The organism is Lacinutrix sp. C3R15 (assembly GCF_018860825.1).
Classification (GTDB): domain Bacteria; phylum Bacteroidota; class Bacteroidia; order Flavobacteriales; family Flavobacteriaceae; genus Oceanihabitans.
Window position 1 is genome coordinate 409,523 of the sequence record NZ_JAHKPZ010000030.1, and the last position, 18,032, is coordinate 427,554.

At 33.1% G+C, this 18,032-nt stretch carries 14 protein-coding genes and 1 tRNA gene; 4 read left to right on the plus strand and 11 right to left on the minus strand.

What is annotated here, in order from left to right; genetic code table 11:
• Nucleotides 1-61: 61 nt before the first annotated feature.
• The 11 genes from KO494_RS10480 to ilvD form a co-directional block, all read right to left on the minus strand.
• Nucleotides 62-1,192, minus strand: coding sequence for an aspartate aminotransferase family protein (locus tag KO494_RS10480; RefSeq protein WP_215967552.1), 1,131 nt, complete (start codon nucleotides 1,190-1,192; stop codon nucleotides 62-64).
• Nucleotides 1,193-1,288: 96 nt separating this feature from the next.
• Nucleotides 1,289-2,089 (minus strand): pyrroline-5-carboxylate reductase, encoded by an 801-nt coding sequence (gene proC / locus KO494_RS10485; RefSeq protein WP_215967553.1) that lies wholly within the window; start codon nucleotides 2,087-2,089, stop codon nucleotides 1,289-1,291.
• A gap of 92 nt (nucleotides 2,090-2,181) precedes the next feature.
• Nucleotides 2,182-3,159: an N-acetyl-gamma-glutamyl-phosphate reductase gene (argC, locus tag KO494_RS10490; RefSeq protein WP_215967554.1), complete on the minus strand. Its 978-nt coding sequence runs from the start codon at nucleotides 3,157-3,159 to the stop codon at nucleotides 2,182-2,184.
• A 3-nt stretch (nucleotides 3,160-3,162) separates the two neighbouring features.
• A complete protein-coding gene (locus KO494_RS10495; protein WP_215967555.1) occupies nucleotides 3,163-4,344 on the minus strand; it encodes an argininosuccinate synthase in 1,182 nt (393 codons plus the stop codon).
• On the minus strand, nucleotides 4,337-4,963 hold the full coding sequence (locus KO494_RS10500; protein ID WP_215967556.1) for a GNAT family N-acetyltransferase: 627 nt from the start codon (nucleotides 4,961-4,963) through the stop codon (nucleotides 4,337-4,339). Before KO494_RS10500 ends, KO494_RS10495 begins: the two co-directional genes overlap by 8 nt.
• 423 nt (nucleotides 4,964-5,386) lie before the next feature.
• Nucleotides 5,387-6,979 carry an NADP-dependent glyceraldehyde-3-phosphate dehydrogenase gene (locus KO494_RS10505; protein WP_215967557.1) on the minus strand — a complete coding sequence of 531 codons (1,593 nt, stop codon included), beginning with the start codon at nucleotides 6,977-6,979 and terminating at the stop codon, nucleotides 5,387-5,389.
• 77 nt (nucleotides 6,980-7,056) lie between these two features.
• Complete coding sequence (gene ilvA, locus KO494_RS10510; protein WP_215967558.1) at nucleotides 7,057-8,322, minus strand: threonine ammonia-lyase IlvA; 1,266 nt, start codon at nucleotides 8,320-8,322, stop codon at nucleotides 7,057-7,059.
• Between the two features lie 85 nt (nucleotides 8,323-8,407).
• Nucleotides 8,408-9,910, minus strand: a complete 1,503-nt coding sequence (ilvC, locus tag KO494_RS10515; protein WP_215967559.1) for a ketol-acid reductoisomerase — start codon at nucleotides 9,908-9,910, stop codon at nucleotides 8,408-8,410.
• A gap of 97 nt (nucleotides 9,911-10,007) precedes the next feature.
• Entirely contained in the window at nucleotides 10,008-10,538 is a 531-nt protein-coding gene (gene ilvN, locus KO494_RS10520; protein ID WP_215967560.1) for an acetolactate synthase small subunit, read from the minus strand.
• A 1-nt stretch (nucleotide 10,539) separates the two neighbouring features.
• Complete coding sequence (ilvB, locus tag KO494_RS10525; RefSeq protein ID WP_215967561.1) at nucleotides 10,540-12,273, minus strand: biosynthetic-type acetolactate synthase large subunit; 1,734 nt, start codon at nucleotides 12,271-12,273, stop codon at nucleotides 10,540-10,542.
• A gap of 68 nt (nucleotides 12,274-12,341) precedes the next feature.
• A complete protein-coding gene (ilvD, locus tag KO494_RS10530; protein ID WP_215967562.1) occupies nucleotides 12,342-14,018 on the minus strand; it encodes a dihydroxy-acid dehydratase in 1,677 nt (558 codons plus the stop codon).
• Between the two features lie 622 nt (nucleotides 14,019-14,640).
• Here ilvD and metK point away from each other — a divergent pair.
• The 4 genes from metK to KO494_RS10550 all read left to right on the plus strand — a co-directional run bounded on the left by metK (nucleotide 14,641) and on the right by KO494_RS10550 (nucleotide 17,826).
• On the plus strand, nucleotides 14,641-15,894 hold the full coding sequence (gene metK / locus KO494_RS10535; RefSeq protein WP_215967563.1) for a methionine adenosyltransferase: 1,254 nt from the start codon (nucleotides 14,641-14,643) through the stop codon (nucleotides 15,892-15,894).
• Nucleotides 15,895-16,105: 211 nt separating this feature from the next.
• Nucleotides 16,106-16,187 (plus strand) — tRNA-Tyr (locus KO494_RS10540).
• A 283-nt stretch (nucleotides 16,188-16,470) separates the two neighbouring features.
• A complete protein-coding gene (locus KO494_RS10545; RefSeq protein WP_215967564.1) occupies nucleotides 16,471-16,905 on the plus strand; it encodes a universal stress protein in 435 nt (144 codons plus the stop codon).
• A 144-nt stretch (nucleotides 16,906-17,049) separates the two neighbouring features.
• Nucleotides 17,050-17,826 (plus strand): T9SS type A sorting domain-containing protein, encoded by a 777-nt coding sequence (locus tag KO494_RS10550; RefSeq protein ID WP_215967565.1) that lies wholly within the window; start codon nucleotides 17,050-17,052, stop codon nucleotides 17,824-17,826.
• Nucleotides 17,827-18,032: the final 206 nt, after the last annotated feature.

Genomic DNA, 18,032 nt, shown 5'->3' on the forward strand with positions numbered 1-18,032 from the left:
AAAAGGGTGCCACTAACTCAAAAAGACCATTTTATTCTTCTTGAGCCAAGTGGGATTTTTTTTATGTTTTCAATTCTTTTTCTAAGGCATCAAAAAAGATATCTATGTGTTTTTTCTGAATGGTTAAAGGAGGAAGAATTCGCAATAAATTAGGATTTTTAGCGCTTCCTGTAAATATTTTATAATTAAAGATTAGCTTTTTACGAAGCTCTGCTATTGGAAAATCAAATTCTAACCCCAGCATCAAACCCCTTCCTTTTGTATTTTTTATTTCAGGAATAGCCTTTGCTTTATCTATAAAATAAGCAGAAATTTCTTTTGCATTTTGCATTAGGTTTTCCTCTTCAATAACTTCTAAAACTGTTGAAGAAGCTACACAGGCTAAATGATTTCCACCAAAAGTGGTTCCTAACAAACCAAAAGAAGCTTTGATATTAGGATGGATTAAAATACCACCAATTGGAAACCCATTTCCCATACCTTTTGCAATAGAAATAATATCTGGAGTTACATTGTATTTTTGAAACGCAAAGAAGTCACCTGTTCTACCAAAACCAGACTGCACCTCATCTGCGATAAAACAGGTATTGTACTTTTTACATAATGCATCTACACCTTCATAGAAAACCGCTGTACTTTCATCTAACCCTCCAACACCTTGAATGCACTCAATAATTACAGCACAAACATTGTTTTTTGCTAATACTTTTTCTAAGGTTTTTAAATCTCCTAATTCTAAAATCTCTACTTCTTGCTGCGCATTCACTGGCGCAATAATTTTGGCATTATCTGTTGCCGCAACTGCAGCAGAGGTACGACCATGAAATCCGTTTTTAAAAGCTATAATTTTTTTCTTTCCGTTATGAAAAGATGCTAATTTTAAAGCATTTTCATTAGCCTCTGCACCAGAATTACATAAAAACAATTGGTAATCTACACAACCTGATAACTGTTCTATTTTTTTAGCCAAGTGTACTTGTAACGGATTAATAATCGAGTTACTATAAAACCCTAACTTGGCAACTTGTTCACTAATATTTTTTACATACTTAGGATGCGAATGCCCAATAGATATTACAGCATGTCCTCCATATAGATCTAAATATTTGGTATTGTTTTCATCAAAAACATAAACATCTTTAGCCTTTACAGGTGTGATATTAAATAATGGATATACGTTAAATAAACTCATTTTATTTCTTTTTTTTTTACCATTTATAGCGAAGCAAAGGATTTATTTTACGCCATGAGATTCTTCAATCCTTCTTCCTTTAAATAGCATATAGCCTTATATCTGCTCTTTTTTAATGTTACTAATTTTGTTAAATGAAGCAATCATACCCTGAATTAAAGAAGAACTCAATCCTTTATGTTCCATTTCATTTAAACCTTCAATTGTACAACCTTTTGGCGTGGTAACTCTGTCAATTTCTTCTTCTGGATGATTTCCATTATTAATTAATAAACTTGCTGCTCCTTCACTGGTGTACATGGCTAATTCTTGTGCTTCTTTAGCATCAAAACCTAACTGAATAGCAGCTTGTGTTGTTGCTCTAATTAAACGCATCCAAAAGGCAACACCACTTGCACAAACTACTGTTGCTGCTTGCATTTGACTTTCTGGAATACTTAAAGAATGTCCTAATCGGTTAAAAATAGCTTCAGCAATTTTAATGCGCTTTTCCCCTTGCGTATTACTACATAAGCAAGTCATAGATTTACCAACTGCAATTGCAGTATTTGGCATGGCACGAATAATAAATGTATCGGTTCCTACAATTTCTTCCATTTTAGGTATTAAAAAACCTGTAATGGTAGATATTAAGACGTGTTTTTCTGTTAAATATGGTTTTACATCGTTTAAAATTCCTTCAAAATGTGCTGGTTGTACTGCAAACAGGATGATATCGGATTGTTTTACCGCCTCTGTATTATCTGTGGTTATATACACATTTTTATATCCATCAAACTCTTGAATGCCTTCAATATTTCTTTTGGTTAAATACAAACTGGTAATAGCATTTGTAGTTATTAATCCTTTTGCTATAGATTTACCTAAGTTACCTGTACCTATAATTGCTATTTTCATATGTTCGTTTTTATTGTTTTGTCATTACTAAGGAAAAATGACTGATGTAATCTCATTATATAGATTGCTTCGTTCCTTGCAATGACTATGCTTTAAAAATAAGTTGCTTTTAATTGTAATCCTTCGGTTTCCCCAAAACCATACATTAAGTTCATGTTTTGAATGGCTTGTCCTGATGCTCCTTTTAGTAAATTATCAATAACACTAGTTACCAACAATTTGTTTTCATGTTTATGTAAATGAAGAATGCATTTATTGGTATTTACTACTTGCTTTAAGTGAATCTCATCTTCTGAAACTACAGTAAACGCAGCATCTTTATAAAACGCTGTATATAATATTTTTGCATCTTCTAAACTGCCTTCAAATTTTGTGTAAAGAGTAGCAAAAATTCCTCTAGAAAAATCACCTCGATTTGGCATAAAATTAATTTCAGCACTAAAACTGTTTTGCAACAATTTCACCGATTGGTTAATCTCGCTTAAATGTTGATGTGTAAAAGCTTTGTAATGTGAAAAATTATTATCTCGCCATGTAAAATGTGTAGTTGCAGATAAGGATGTTCCTGCTCCTGTTGCACCAGTTACCGCATTAACGTGTACATCATTTTGTAACACTTCTGCTTTTGCTAAAGGCAATAATGCCAATTGAATTGCAGTTGCAAAACAACCTGGATTTGCAATATACTTTGCCTTTTTAATGGCTTCTTTATTTAATTCAGGCAAACCATAAACAAAATCCTTTCCTTCAAAATTTTTATCTGCAAGCAGTCTAAAATCATTACTTAAATCTATGATTTTAGTGGTTTCTGAAAATATATTTTTCTCTAAAAAAGCAGTGGAGTTTCCATGACCTAAACATAGAAATAACACATCTACTTCTGTATTTATTTCATTGGTAAACGATAAATCTGAACTACCAATTAAATCTTGGTGCACTTTAAATATTTTATTACCAGCGTTTGAAGTACTGTAAATAAAATTAATATTTGCTTTTGGATGCTGTAACAGCAATCTAATTAACTCTCCTGCTGTGTAACCTGCTCCTCCAATAATTCCTATTTCTAACATAGTTTACGAATTTACTTGCTGGTAGATTTTGTTTTGATTTCCTATAATTTTTATAAACCCTTTAGCATCATCAGCTGTCCAAGCTTTATTTTCTTCACCATAAGTACTAAATGCACTAGACATTAAATCATGATTAGACACAATACCATCTAAAGAGAAATGATATGGTTTTAAAGTAACCACAACGTTACCAGACACCATTTTTTGAGAGCTTTGTAAAAAAGCTTCTGTATCTCTCATTACAGGATCTAAATACTGACCTTCATGCAAATGCATTCCGTAAAAGCTTGACAAATATTCTTTATGCTGTAATTGCCATTTGGTAAGCGTATGCTTTTCTAATAAATGATGTGCTTTTACAGTAATTAAAGCTGCAGCAGCTTCAAAACCAACACGACCTTTTGTACCAACAATAGTATCTCCTACATGAATATCTCTACCAATTGCATAGGCCGAAGCAATATTATTTAAGTTTTCAATATTTACTTCTGGCGCATTTTCTTTTCCGTTTAAAGCAACAAACTCACCATTTTTAAAAGTTAATGTTACTTTTTCTTCTCCTTCTTTTTCTAATGGAGAAGGATATGCTTCACTTGGCAAAGGTTTTTCAGACTTTAATGTTTCTACACCACCAACACTTGTTCCCCAAAGCCCTTTGTTAACAGAATATTTCGCTTTTTCCCAAGACATATCGATACCGTTTTCTTTAAGGTAATCAATTTCTTGTTGTCTGGTTAAACTACCATCTCTAATAGGTGTAATAATTTTTATATGTGGCGCTAGAGTTTGAAAAATCATATCAAAACGCACTTGGTCATTTCCTGCTCCTGTGCTACCATGCGCAATATATTCTGCATTTATACTTTTGGCGTATTCAACTATTTCTATGGCTTGAATAATACGCTCTGCACTTACAGACAAAGGATAGGTATTATTTTTAAGCACATTACCAAAAATTAAATACTTCACTACTTTTTGGTAAAAAGTAGCAACTGCATCAATGTTTTTATAGGTTGTAACACCCATTTTATAGGCATTACTTTCAATATTTTTTATTTCTTCTGAAGTAAATCCGCCAGTATTTACACTTACGGCATGCACATCATATCCTGCTTTACTTAAACTTACTGCGCAATAGGATGTATCTAAACCACCACTATATGCTATAACTAACTTCTTACTCATCTTTTTTATCTTTTTTTAAAAACATGGATTGTTTTATGTTTTTTAATCTGGTCCACACTTTTTTATCGTAATTATGTTGGTGTACTTTTTTTACTTCTTTTGAAGGATCATACAGCATACCAGTACACAAACACATTTTTTGTTCTGTTCTGGTTAACACATCGAAGTTCTTACAGGTTTGACATCCATTCCAGAACGATTGATCATCTGTTAACTCTGAAAACGTAACCGGTTTATAACCTAAATCGCTATTCATTTTCATAACCGCTAAACCCGTTGTAATACTAAACACTTTGGCGTTTGGGTACTTGGTTCTAGAATGTTCAAAAATTTTCTTTTTAATCTGTTTTGCAAGGCCAATATTTCTAAAATCTGGATGCACAATTAAACCAGAGTTGGCAACAAATTTACCATGACCCCATTGTTCAATATAGCAAAAACCAGCAAATTTATCACCTTCTAAAGCTATAACCGCGTTACCATTTTCCATTTTGGTAATGATATATTCTGGTTTTCTTTTTGCAATACCAGTTCCTCTAACTTGTGCAGCATCTGCAATAGTTTCGCATATAATATCTGCGTAAATACTATGCGATTTATTAGCAATAACAATTTCCATTGTAATTGATTTATTAATTAAATTATGATTTTATTTTTTGAAAGCAGAACCGGACTCACCTAAGTTCTATAAATAGAAGTACACCCTTAAGGGCGACGTGGGAAATTACGACGTTCAAATCTTTTGTTATCTTTTGAGATAAAATGTATTTGAAAAACTGAATTTAAGCTGGTGTTGTACACAATATAAAAATAAAAATGAATATAGAATTTGTTGCTAAGTTGAAGAATTAGCTACGTCGTTTAGATAAATCTAAACCTGTTGGTCTGGGAGCTCTATATTTGTGTCTTAGTGTAAACATAGTACTAAACTACATATAATAATTAAAACAACCATAGTAAAACTTCAACTTTATACAAAAATTATGACTTTATAAAAATGAGACATTTAAATTACAAATATCTCATTTTTAAGGTCTTTTATTTAAAGAATATAATCTGTGCTAACAAAATTTGAAGCTTTAGAGTCTAACAATTCTTTTAAAATAGCATTATTATAGGCATTGTCTTTTGAAGCTACAAAAGTTCTTATGGAAAAAGAACGCAATGCATCATGCACACTTAATGTTGCAACCGCAGAATCTTTTCGGCCAGTAAAAGGATACACGTCTGGACCACGTTGGCAAGAACTATTTAAGTTTACACGACATACTAGATTTACTAAAGTATCTATTAAAGGCGCTAATGTTTTTACATCCTTACCAAATAAGCTTACTTGCTGGCCATAGTTAGAAGCAGCCATATCATCTAAAGGTTCTTCAATATCATTAAAAGGAACCACTGGTATTACTGGCCCAAATTGTTCTTCTTGAAATACGCGCATCTCTTTAGTAACAGGATATAATACTGCTGGAAAAATATAATTCTCTGAAGTTTCTCCTCCTTTTGCATTAATTACTTTAGCTCCTTTTGAAGTTGCATCATCAATTAATTCTTGAATATATGCTGGTTTATCTGGTTCAGGTAAGGGTGTTAATTTTGCACCATTTTCCCAAGGGTTACCAAATTTAAGCGCATCTACTTTTGCGGAGAATCGCTTATTAAATTCTTCTATAATATCTTGATGTACGTATAACACTTTTAGTGCTGTACAACGTTGCCCATTAAAAGATGTAGCACCTGCAATACATTCGTCTATTGCTAAATCTAAATCTGCATCTGGCAATACAATTGCAGGATTTTTAGCTTCTAAGCCTAGTACTAAACGTAATCTATTGCTTTTTGGATGTTGCTGTTGTAAAGCATTTGCCGATTTACTATTTCCTATTAGCGCTAACACATCTACTTTTCCTGTTTGCATGATTGGTGTAGCTACTGTTCTTCCTCTTCCGTAGATTATATTTACAACTCCTTTTGGAAAGCTTGTTTTAAAAGCTTCTAACAAAGGTGAAATTAATAAAACACCATGCTTTGCTGGTTTAAAAATGGCTGTATTCCCCATAATTAAAGCAGGAATTAAAAGTGCAAAAGTTTCATTTAACGGATAATTGTAAGGACCTAAACACAAAACTACTCCTAAAGGTCCACGACGAATATGAGCATGTACACCTGCATGTTTTTCAAACTTAGCGCTATCGCGATCCATTTGTTTATAATCTTCAATGGTGTCATAAATATACTCTACAGTTCTATCAAATTCTTTTTCAGAATCTGGCAGATTTTTACCAATTTCCCACATTAAAAGCTTTACCACTTCCTCACGTTTGGTTTTCATTTGTTCTACAAATTTCACCATGCAAGAAATTCTATCTACCACTTTCATGGTTGGCCACAAACCTTGTCCTTTGTTATATGCTACACATGCAGCGTCTAAAGCCTCAATAGCTTCTTTTTCACCTAAAGTAGGAATGCTTCCTAATAGCGTAGGTTGATACTCTTTGGTTGAAGATATGGTAGAATAAACTTCTGAGGTTTCTCCTTTCCATTGTTTTAACTCGCCACCTACCAAATAAGAATCCTGTTTTGTAAGTTTTGTTATTTGAAATGCTTCTGGTATGTTAGAAAAAGGTGTTTTCATAATTGTGTGATTTTAATAAAATTTTCAAACTAAAGATACAACTGCATCCTGATAAGGCTGTTAACTCTATGTTATACTTATACTAAAAACTGAAACAAATCGGTCTTATCATTTAAGTAATCTCCATAAAAATTATTCAGTTTCATTTTTGTTATTAAAGGCTCTAAATCTTCTGGAGATTTAAGTTCTAAACCAACAACAGCTACATCATTTTCACGATTTACTTTTTTAGTGTATTCAAAATGTGTAATATCATCTGTAGGACCTAAAATATCAACCACAAATTCACGTAAAGCACCTGCACGTTGCGGAAATTTTATAATGAAGTAATGTTTTAATTTGGCGTGTAAAAGAGCACGCTCTTTAATTTCTGGTGTGCGTGTAATATCATTATTGCTTCCGCTAACCACACATACTACGTTTTTTCCTTTTATTTCGTCTTTGTATTTTTCTAAAGCCGCAATACTTAATGCACCTGCTGGCTCCACTACAATAGCGTCTTTGTTATATAACTCTAAAATAATCTGACATACTTTTCCTTCTGGAACCGTTATCATATCGTGTAAGTTTTGCTGACAAATAGCAAAATTTAAATCACCAACACGTTTTACTGCAGCACCATCGACAAAGTTTTCAATTTGCTTTAAGGTTGTATTTTTTTTCTTTGCTAAAGAAGTTTTCATAGAAGGAGCTCCTTCTGGCTCTACACCTATAATTTTTGTTTCTGGTGAAAGGTGTTTAAAAACAGAAGACAATCCTGCCGACAAACCTCCTCCTCCTACAGGAACAAATACATAATGAATAGGGTGTTGTGCTTGATCCATAATTTCTAAGCCAACGGTTGCCTGCCCTTCAATAACTTTTTTATCATTAAAAGGATGAATAAATGTTTTATTTAATTTTTCGCTTTGCTGCATTGCTGCATCATAAGCATCATCAAAAGTATCACCAACTAAAACAACCTCAATATAGTCTTCACCAAACATTTTCACCTGTTCTACCTTTTGGTTTGGTGTTGGTGAAGGCATAAAAATAGTGCCTTTTATTTTTAATAATTTACAAGAAATAGCAACACCTTGCGCATGGTTTCCTGCACTTGCACAAACAATTCCGTTTTCTACTTCGGTATCACTTAAAGACGACATTTTATTGTATGCTCCTCTAATTTTATAAGAACGCACTTGTTGTAAATCTTCGCGTTTAAATAAAATATTTGCACCAAACTGCTTCGAGTATTGCATATTAGCAATTAAAGGAGTTACTGTTGCAACTCCTTTTAATTTTTCGGCAGCAGCTTCAACAGAAGCTATTGTTGGCATGTATATTGTTTTGATTTCTTCCATCGCTTGCGTTTCCGCGAAAGCGGAAAACTTTTATTTCTTTTCTAATTTTTATTCTTATTCTAGACTCCTTAGAAAGGACCAAACATTATGCTAAAACAGAAGCTTCTGTTTTTACATCAGATTTTATAATTTTCATTGCTGTCATTGCAGCTCTTAAACGTTTACCAACAGCTTCAATTGGATGGTTTCTAATAGCATCATTTACAGCAATTAACTCTATATTATCTACTCCAGTTGTAGTAGAAAACGGAGCACCAATAACATCTGTTTTTACTGTTTTCATGAAATCTGTTAATAATGGTTTACATGCATGATCAAATAAATAACAACCATACTCTGCAGTATCAGAAATTACTCTATTCATTTCAAATAATTTTTTTCTTGCAATTGTATTTGCTATTAATGGTAATTCGTGAAGCGACTCGTAGTAAGCAGAATCTTCAATAATCCCTGCGCTTACCATTGTTTCATAAGCTAATTCTACACCAGATTTCACAAACGCTACCAATAAAGTACCATGATCAAAATACTCTTGTTCAGAAATATGCGCTGCAGTTAATGCTGTTTTTTCAAACGCTGTTTCTCCTGTTGCTGCTCTCCATTTTAAAAGGTTTACATCATCATTTGCCCAATCTTCCATCATGGTTTTTGAGAAGTGACCAGAAATAATATCATCCATATGTTTTTCAAATAAAGGACGCATGATATCTTTTAATTCTTCTGATAATTGGTATGCTTTTATTTTTGCTGGATTAGATAGTCTGTCCATCATATTGGTAATACCACCATGTTTTAAAGCTTCGGTAATGGTTTCCCAACCATACTGAATTAATTTTGCAGCATAACTAGGTTCTACACCTTCTGCAACCATTTTATCAAACGATAAAATTGCTCCTGTTTGCAGTAAACCACATAAAATAGTTTGTTCTCCCATTAAATCAGACTTTACCTCAGCAATAAAAGAAGAAGCTAACACTCCTGCTCTATCTCCTCCTGTTGCTACTGCATAGGCTTTTGCTTGTGCCCAACCTTTATTTTCTGGATCGTTTTCTGGGTGCACAGCAATTAATGTAGGCACACCAAAACCGCGTTTATACTCTTCTCTAACTTCTGTTCCTGGGCATTTTGGTGCCACCATAATTACAGTTAAATCTTCACGAACTTGTGTACCTTCTTCTACAATATTAAAACCGTGAGAATAACTTAAGGTAGCTCCTTTTTTCATTAAAGGCATCACTGCTTTTACAACATTAGTATGTTGCTTGTCTGGAGTTAAATTTAAAACTAAATCTGCTGTTGGAATTAACTCTTCATAAGTACCAACAGTAAACCCATTACTGGTTGCATTTTTGTAAGAATCACGTTTTTCATCAATAGCTACTTGACGTAAGGTATACGAAATATCTAAACCAGAATCACGCATATTTAAACCTTGGTTTAATCCTTGCGCTCCACAACCTATAATTACGATTTTTTTTCCTTTTAATGCATTTACACCATCTTCAAACTCTGAAGCATCCATGAATCTACATTTTCCTAATTGTTCTAATTGGTTTCTTAATGATAATGTGTTGAAGTAATTTGACATTGTTTTTGATTTTTGAGAAAATAGAAGAGCGAAAAAAGGACACAATTAAAATGCATCATTATGGTTTCTATTTTCTATTCTCTTATTCTTTTTGTTTTTAATCTTGAAATGCTTCTAGCATTGTTGATATTTTCATTTCTTCTTTAGATACTGCAATACGTCCTGAGCGTGTAAATTGCATAATACCAAAGACACTTAATTCTCTATATAATAATTCTAGTTCTTCTTTTCTACCAGATTTTTCAATTACAAAAAAGTCTCTATTTACAGTTACAATTCTTGCATTGCTTTCTTTAATGATGTTTTGAATTTGACGTTCATCAAACAACAAACCTGATTTCATTTTAAAAATGCAAGACTCTTGATAAATAATTTCCTCTTCAGTATGGTAATAGGCCTTAATAACCTCTACTTGTTTTTCTATTTGACCAATGATTTTTTTGATATTTTCTTCGGTCATATTTACCACAATAGTAAATCTTGAAACACTTTCAATTTCAGAAGGAGAAGTATTTAAACTTTCTATATTTATATGTCTTCTTTGAAAGATTGCTGAAATTCTATTCAACAATCCTATATTATTTTCCGTGTAAACGGAAACGGTAAATAGTTGTTTATCTGCGTTCATATTATTCTAATCTTATATCTGAAACGGAAGCTCCTGTTGGTATCATTGGAAATACATTATCTTCTTTTTCTACACAAACTTCTAAAAAGTAGGCTTCTTTACTTGCCATCATTTCTGCAACAGCTTCTACCAACTCTTCTCTTGTTGTAACCTTTCTTGCACGTATATAATATCCTTCTGCAATGGCTACAAAATTAGGATTCACCATTTCTGTAGATGCATAGCGTTTATCAAAAAACAGTTGTTGCCATTGGCGAACCATTCCTAAAAAGTCATTGTTTAACACCACTACTTTTACCGCTGCTTTTTGCTGAAAAATAGTACCTAATTCTTGAATGGTCATTTGGTAACCACCATCACCAGATATAGAAACCACTTCGCGTTCTGGTTTTGCCATTTTTGCTCCAATTGCAGCAGGAAGACCAAAGCCCATAGTACCTAAACCTCCTGAGGTAATATTACTTTTGGTTTGGTTAAACTCTGCATAACGACAAGCTATCATTTGATGCTGACCAACGTCACTTACAATTGCAGCTTCACCTTTAGATTGTATATTTATTTGATTTAAAACCTCTCCCATGGTTAATCCTTCTTTAGTAGGATACAGATCGTTTTTAATCACTTTTTCATACTCAATAGCATAAAGATCTTTAAATTCTTGATGCCATTCTGTATGCGAATTTTCATTTATTAGCGGAAGTATCGTTTCTAGGCTTGCTTTTGCATCACCTAAAACAGCAACATCTGCTTTTACATTTTTATTAATTTCAGCTGGATCAATTTCAAAGTGAATTACTTTAGCTTGTTTTGCATAGGTTGCTAAATTACCAGTAACACGATCATCAAAACGCATACCTACAGCAATTAAAAGATCGCATTCATTGGTTAGCACATTTGGCGCATAATTACCATGCATACCAACCATACCAACATTTAAAGGATGAGAAGTAGGAATTGCCGAAGCACCTAAAATGGTCCAAGCAGAAGGGATTCCTGCTTTTTCAATTACTGCTTTAAAGGCTTCTTCTGCCTCACTTAATATTACACCTTGCCCCCAAACTACTAATGGTTTTTTAGCAGCATTAATTAATTTTGCTGCCGCTTCTATTGATGCTTTTTCAGTTTTAGGAACTGCAGTATAACTTCTTATTCCTGAGCATTTTTTATAGTTAAAATCGAACTCTTCAAACTGTGCATCTTTAGTAATATCTACTAAAACAGGACCTGGACGACCACTTTTAGCAATGTAAAATGCTTTTGCTAAAACTGCAGGAATATCTGAAGCTTTAGTTACTTGACAGTTCCATTTGGTAACAGGAGTTGAAATACCAACAATATCTGTTTCTTGAAACGCATCACTACCTAATAAATGCGAAGCTACCTGACCTGTAATACAAACCAATGGCGTACTATCTATTTGCGCATCTGCAATTCCTGTAATTAAATTAGTTGCTCCTGGTCCTGAAGTTGCAATGGCAACTCCTACTTCTCCAGAAATTCTTGCATACCCTTGGGCTGCATGTGCTGCACATTGCTCATGACGAGCTAGTACATGATGAATTTTATCTTGGTACTTGTATAATTCATCATAAACAGGCATTATTGCACCTCCAGGATAGCCATAAAGCACCTTTACACCTTCTTCTAAAAGACATCGAACAACCGCTTCGCTTCCAGAGATGCGTACTGTTGTTTCAGTATTTTTAGTTTCTTTTTTTATTGTTTTTGTATCCATATTAACCTTGTTAGGATCATTATATTTTAATTTGAAACACTTAAAATTCTTGCTTGCTTAATAATTTCTTAAAACTCATCGGTCACACATCCTTTAGATGCAGAAGAAACAGTTTTAGCGTATTTATAAAGCACTCCTCTTTCGAATTTTAAATCTGGTGCTTTCCAATTTTCTTTTCTTTGTTTTAATTCTTCGTCTGAAACCTCAACAGAAATAGCGTTTGTTTCTGCATCAATAGTAATGATATCACCATCTTTCACTAAAGCTATGTTTCCTCCTTCTTGAGCTTCTGGAGTAATATGTCCTACTACAAAACCATGCGTTCCTCCAGAGAAACGACCATCTGTAATTAAGGCTACATCTTTACCTAAACCAGCTCCCATAATAGCTGCAGTTGGCTTTAACATTTCTGGCATTCCTGGTCCTCCTTTTGGTCCTTCGTATCTAATGACTACTACATCGCCTTTTTCTACTTTACCATCGCGAATACCATCATTTGCAGCATATTCGCCTTCAAAAACTTTTGCTTTTCCGCGAAAGCGCAATCCTTCTTTACCTGTAATTTTAGCAACACTTCCTTCGGTTGCTAAATTTCCATAAAGCATACGTAAATGCCCTGATATTTTAATAGGTTCTTCAATAGGTTTTATAACCTCTTGGCCTTCGGTTAAATCTGGTACATCTAAAAGGTTTTCGGCAATTGTTTTACCTGTAACGGTTAAACAATCTCCATGAATTAAGCCTTTCTTTAAAAGGTATTTTAATACTGCAGGAATACCTCCTACAGCGTGAACGTCTTCCATTAAATATTTACCGCTAGGTTTTAAATCTGCTAAAAACGGGGTATTATCACTTATATCTTGAAAATCTTTTAATGTAAAGTCTATTTGTGCTGCTCTTGCAATAGCTAGAAAGTGCAGTACTGCATTAGTAGAGCCACCTAAAATGGTTACTAAACGAATGGCATTTTCTAAAGATTTACGTGTAATAATATCTGAAGGCTTGATGTCTTTTTCTAACAACAATCTTAAAGCCTCACCAGCTTTTACAGATTCTTCTTTTTTGGCATCGCTTAATGCAGGATTAGAAGAATTAAAAGGCAAGGTCATACCTAAAGCCTCAATAGCAGAAGCCATTGTATTTGCAGTATACATACCACCACAAGCTCCTGCTCCAGGGCATGCTTTTTCAACAATACTTTGGTACTCACTTTCTTGCATAGTACCAGCAACTTTACTTCCCCAAGCTTCAAAAGCAGAAACAACGTCTAGTTTTTTTCCGTTATGGCAGCCAGAATCAATAGTACCTCCATACACTAATATTGAAGGACGATTTAAACGAATCATTGCCATTAAAGCTCCAGGCATATTTTTATCGCAACCAACAACAGTTACCAGACCATCATAACTCATGGCTTGCACTACCGTTTCCATTGAATCTGCAATGATATCACGAGAAGGTAATGAAAAACGCATTCCTGGTGTACCCATAGATATACCATCACTAACACCAATAGTGTTAAAAATTAGCCCGACAACATCTTCATTTAAAGTTCCTTTCTTTACTAGTTTTGCCAGATCATTTAAGTGCATATTACAAGGGTTACCTTCATAACCTGTACTAGCAATACCCACAATAGGTTTAAAAAAGTCTTCTTTTGTTAACCCAATAGCATGCAACATTGCTTGTGCTGCTGGTTGGGTTGGGTCTTGTGTTACTGTTTTACTATATTTATTTAATGCCATTATAATAATATCTTACTTTATAATTCGAAATTATAGGTTTTACTTCTCTTTTATATTTTTAATAGGTGTAACAAGCTAAATTCAAGGCTACTAACAAGTATTTAACATGCTGATATTCAAAGAATTACACTCTTTTTATATATGATGTTCAATTCTTTTTATTATTTAAAACATTGTACAAACCGGTTTTAAATATTTGATTTAAAGCATAAAAAAAGCCTTCCGATTAAGGAAGGCTTTTTTTTATATCATTTTGAAATAACTTATAACATTCCTTGGCTTCGTGGTATAATCACGATGCGAATAATAGAAATGATATTAATTATTTGTTTTTTCATTTATGTGGTGTAAATCTAAGAAAGCTTTTTTAATATCCTACTCATTTATTTAAAAAAAATTAAATTAGTATGCGTTCCATTTTATTTATTTACTTTTGCACTATTAAAAATTAAGAGGAAAAATTTGTCTGATTGCAACCTCTATGTTTTTCGATTTTTCGAAAAGCAGGTTTCAAATTATTTTTGAAATTAAAAAATGCTAAAGCAGTAAGTTATTCACTACTCTAGCGACCAAGCAATCCAGCAAATTTATAATTAAACAATAATTAAAAAATTTAGGATTTATGCCATATTTATTTACTTCTGAAAGTGTATCAGAAGGACATCCAGATAAAGTAGCAGACCAAATAAGCGATGCTTTAATTGATCATTTTTTAGCTTTTGATAAAGAATCTAAAGTTGCTTGTGAAACCTTAGTTACTACAGGGCAAGTAGTACTTGCAGGTGAAGTAAAATCTAACACCTATTTAGACGTACAGAAAATTGCACGTGACACCATTAATAAGATTGGTTATACCAAAAGTGAATATATGTTTGACGGTAATTCTTGTGGTGTTTTTTCTGCTATACATGAACAATCTCCAGATATTAATCAAGGAGTTGACAGAGCGACTAAAGAAGAGCAAGGAGCTGGAGACCAAGGAATGATGTTTGGGTATGCTACACGCGAAACCGAAAACTACATGCCTTTAGCATTAGACCTTTCGCATAAAATTTTAATAGAACTTGCAGCATTACGAAAAGAAAACAAAGACATTACCTATTTACGTCCAGACTCAAAAAGTCAAGTAACTATTGAGTATAGTGATGATAATGTACCACAACGTATTGACTCTATTGTAATTTCTACACAGCATGATGATTTTGATACAGAAAAAGCCATGCTTGAAAAAATTAGAAAAGATATTGTTGAAATATTGATTCCTAGAGTAATTGCTAAATTACCAGAGAATTTACAAGCCCTTTTTAATGAAAACATCAAGTATCACATCAACCCAACAGGAAAGTTTGTTATAGGTGGACCTCATGGAGACACAGGACTTACAGGTAGAAAAATTATTGTAGATACTTATGGAGGAAAAGGAGCTCATGGTGGAGGTGCTTTTTCTGGAAAAGACCCAAGTAAAGTAGACAGAAGTGCTGCTTATGCTACCAGACATATTGCTAAAAACTTAGTTGCTGCAGGTGTTGCAGATGAAGTTTTAGTGCAAGTAAGTTATGCTATTGGAGTGGTAGAACCCATGGGAATTTTTATTGATACCTACGGTACGTGCCCTTTTAATATGACAGATGGCGAGATAGCACAAAAAGTTTCTGAAATTTTTGACATGCGACCTTCGGCTATTGAATCTCGTTTAAAATTACGCAACCCAATATATAGCGAAACTGCTGCTTATGGTCACATGGGAAGACCAAGTGAAACCGTAACCAAAACTTTTTCGCAACCTAATGGTGATGATTTAACTGTAGATGTTGAATTATTTACTTGGGAAAAATTAGACTATGTAGATAAAGTGAAAGCTGCCTTTGGCTTGTAATTTCATTTATAAAAACAAACAAAAGCCTCTAATTCTTTAATTAGAGGCTTTTGTTATTTTATAAAAATAATTAATACTTATAATTAATTAGCTCACAACGACATATACCCTTAAAAAAGCAAATCTTTTCTTATGAATAAAAATTTTATAAAAAAAGTTGAAATTATATAGTTGAAAAACTATAAAACTTAAATATATTTGCGGTCTGTTTGGGGAGATACTCAAGCGGCCAACGAGGACAGACTGTAACTCTGTTGTTTTTAACTTCGCAGGTTCGAATCCTGCTCTCCCCACATTATACTAAAAGCCTTCTTCATTTAAGAAGGCTTTTTTTGTTTAAAAAAACATCTGTTTTTATACAACTAAAAACCACTTACTCACAACCAATACTGCTATAGCATTTGCTTGTTTAAAAAAAGTAAAGGCACATATTTTGTTTTAACAATAAATTCAATAACTTTAACAATCAATCACTTATACAATAGTAGCAATACCAAATGCACTATAGACAAATTTACTTAAAGGATATGAGTAATACCTAATTGTAAACATGTTGTAGTCTAAAAAAATAGCGTTATGAAAAACATTTTAGTTACCATAGATTTTCGAAGTAGTGAACAATTATTAGTTGCTAAGGCGTTTGAATTGGCCGAGAAGTTTGATTCTAAAATATGGCTTATACATATTGCTGCTCCAGATCCAGATTTTGTTGGTTTAGGAGTTGGCCCTCAAAACATAAGAGATAGTCGTGCTACAGAGCTTAGAAAAGAACACCAACAGCTTCAAGAATATACAGACACACTTAAAAATAAAGGAATTGCTGCAGAAGGTTTACTTGTTCAAGGTGCAACTATTGAAATGATTATGGAAAAAGCTAAGAAATTACAAATTGATTTAATTATAGCTGGACATCAGGAACACAATTTTCTTTACAACGCCTTTATAGGAAGCGTATCTAGAGAAATTGTAAAAAAATCGAAAATACCTGTTCTTATAGTGCCTTTAGATTAAACAGAAAATAAACATGATATACTTTAATGTGTATGCTGCATGATTCGAGTTACAATAATTAAAACAAACAGATTCTGTATTAAAAAAACCACATTTAAATTTTCTTTATCTTTACTTTTTTTTAATTCTAAACCCAAATCTATTATGAAAAAAACTACCTACATTTTATTATTTCTATTACTAACTGTTTTTACAGTTTCTAACAGTTACGGACAATGTTCCTTTGACTCTAACGACTCAGGAACGGTTACAGACGCTAATTTTACTAGCAATTCTTCTGCTTTTTCATCTATTTCTGGAGTAGGAAACAGTTGGACTGCTTGCGGCGATGGCATACTAGACAAAATATCCCTTCTGTCCTTTTATACTGGAGATAACGCCACCATATCTATACATGCTGGAGCAGGAAACGGAGGCACTTTATTAGGTTCAGCTACTGGAATAACGACAGTGGATGCAGCTTCTATAAATGACCGTAATTTAGTTTTTGATTTCTCTCCTCTTTCTATTTCGATTACAAATGGCGCAACGTATACATGGATAATAACTAGTGGTAATTTTACTACGAGATTAACCGATGTTGACATATATGCAGGCGGTAGTGCATATGCTGACGTTGTAGAATATAACACCAATGATTTCTTGTTTCAAGTAGATATTGCTGAGGATCCTTCTTTAAACTTAAACGATTTTACAAGTACCAAAAACACATTACAACTATTCCCTAACCCTGCTGCGAACTACTTACAAATTGCTGGACTAACAAAAACAGAGAACTATACGATTTATAATATTTTAGGCGCTACTGTTTCTCAAGGAAACATTACGAATAAGAAGCAAATAGATATTAAAAACTTAACCAATGGATTATATGTATTGAAATTGAAAAACGGAAACACCTTTACATTTGTAAAGAAATAAAAATACTTGGTTATATCAAGCCACAAAAAAAGCCTTCTTTTTTCAAGAAGGCTTTTTTGCGTTAAGGATGGAAGTGGCATCCTTTTGTTTTTTCACAAAAGATATAACGTACAGCCTGACACTACGCAGCTTTTCAGCGAAGTAGTGTAACGCCCAAAGGATAATAATTTATAAGATTATCACCTCGCTCTACTTCAAGAAATGAC

What these genes read in the sequence shown, in the direction of transcription:
- KO494_RS10480 (WP_215967552.1), bottom strand. Translation starts at nt 1,192, where the DNA reads ATGAGTTTATTTAACGTATATCCATTATTTAATATCACACCTGTAAAG.
- proC (WP_215967553.1), bottom strand. Translation starts at nt 2,089, where the DNA reads ATGAAAATAGCAATTATAGGTACAGGTAACTTAGGTAAATCTATAGCA.
- argC (WP_215967554.1), bottom strand. Translation starts at nt 3,159, where the DNA reads ATGTTAGAAATAGGAATTATTGGAGGAGCAGGTTACACAGCAGGAGAG.
- KO494_RS10495 (WP_215967555.1), bottom strand. Translation starts at nt 4,344, where the DNA reads ATGAGTAAGAAGTTAGTTATAGCATATAGTGGTGGTTTAGATACATCC.
- KO494_RS10500 (WP_215967556.1), bottom strand. Translation starts at nt 4,963, where the DNA reads ATGGAAATTGTTATTGCTAATAAATCGCATAGTATTTACGCAGATATT.
- KO494_RS10505 (WP_215967557.1), bottom strand. Translation starts at nt 6,979, where the DNA reads ATGAAAACACCTTTTTCTAACATACCAGAAGCATTTCAAATAACAAAA.
- ilvA (WP_215967558.1), bottom strand. Translation starts at nt 8,322, where the DNA reads ATGGAAGAAATCAAAACAATATACATGCCAACAATAGCTTCTGTTGAA.
- ilvC (WP_215967559.1), bottom strand. Translation starts at nt 9,910, where the DNA reads ATGTCAAATTACTTCAACACATTATCATTAAGAAACCAATTAGAACAA.
- ilvN (WP_215967560.1), bottom strand. Translation starts at nt 10,538, where the DNA reads ATGAACGCAGATAAACAACTATTTACCGTTTCCGTTTACACGGAAAAT.
- ilvB (WP_215967561.1), bottom strand. Translation starts at nt 12,273, where the DNA reads ATGGATACAAAAACAATAAAAAAAGAAACTAAAAATACTGAAACAACA.
- ilvD (WP_215967562.1), bottom strand. Translation starts at nt 14,018, where the DNA reads ATGGCATTAAATAAATATAGTAAAACAGTAACACAAGACCCAACCCAA.
- metK (WP_215967563.1), top strand. Translation starts at nt 14,641, where the DNA reads ATGCCATATTTATTTACTTCTGAAAGTGTATCAGAAGGACATCCAGAT.
- KO494_RS10545 (WP_215967564.1), top strand. Translation starts at nt 16,471, where the DNA reads ATGAAAAACATTTTAGTTACCATAGATTTTCGAAGTAGTGAACAATTA.
- KO494_RS10550 (WP_215967565.1), top strand. Translation starts at nt 17,050, where the DNA reads ATGAAAAAAACTACCTACATTTTATTATTTCTATTACTAACTGTTTTT.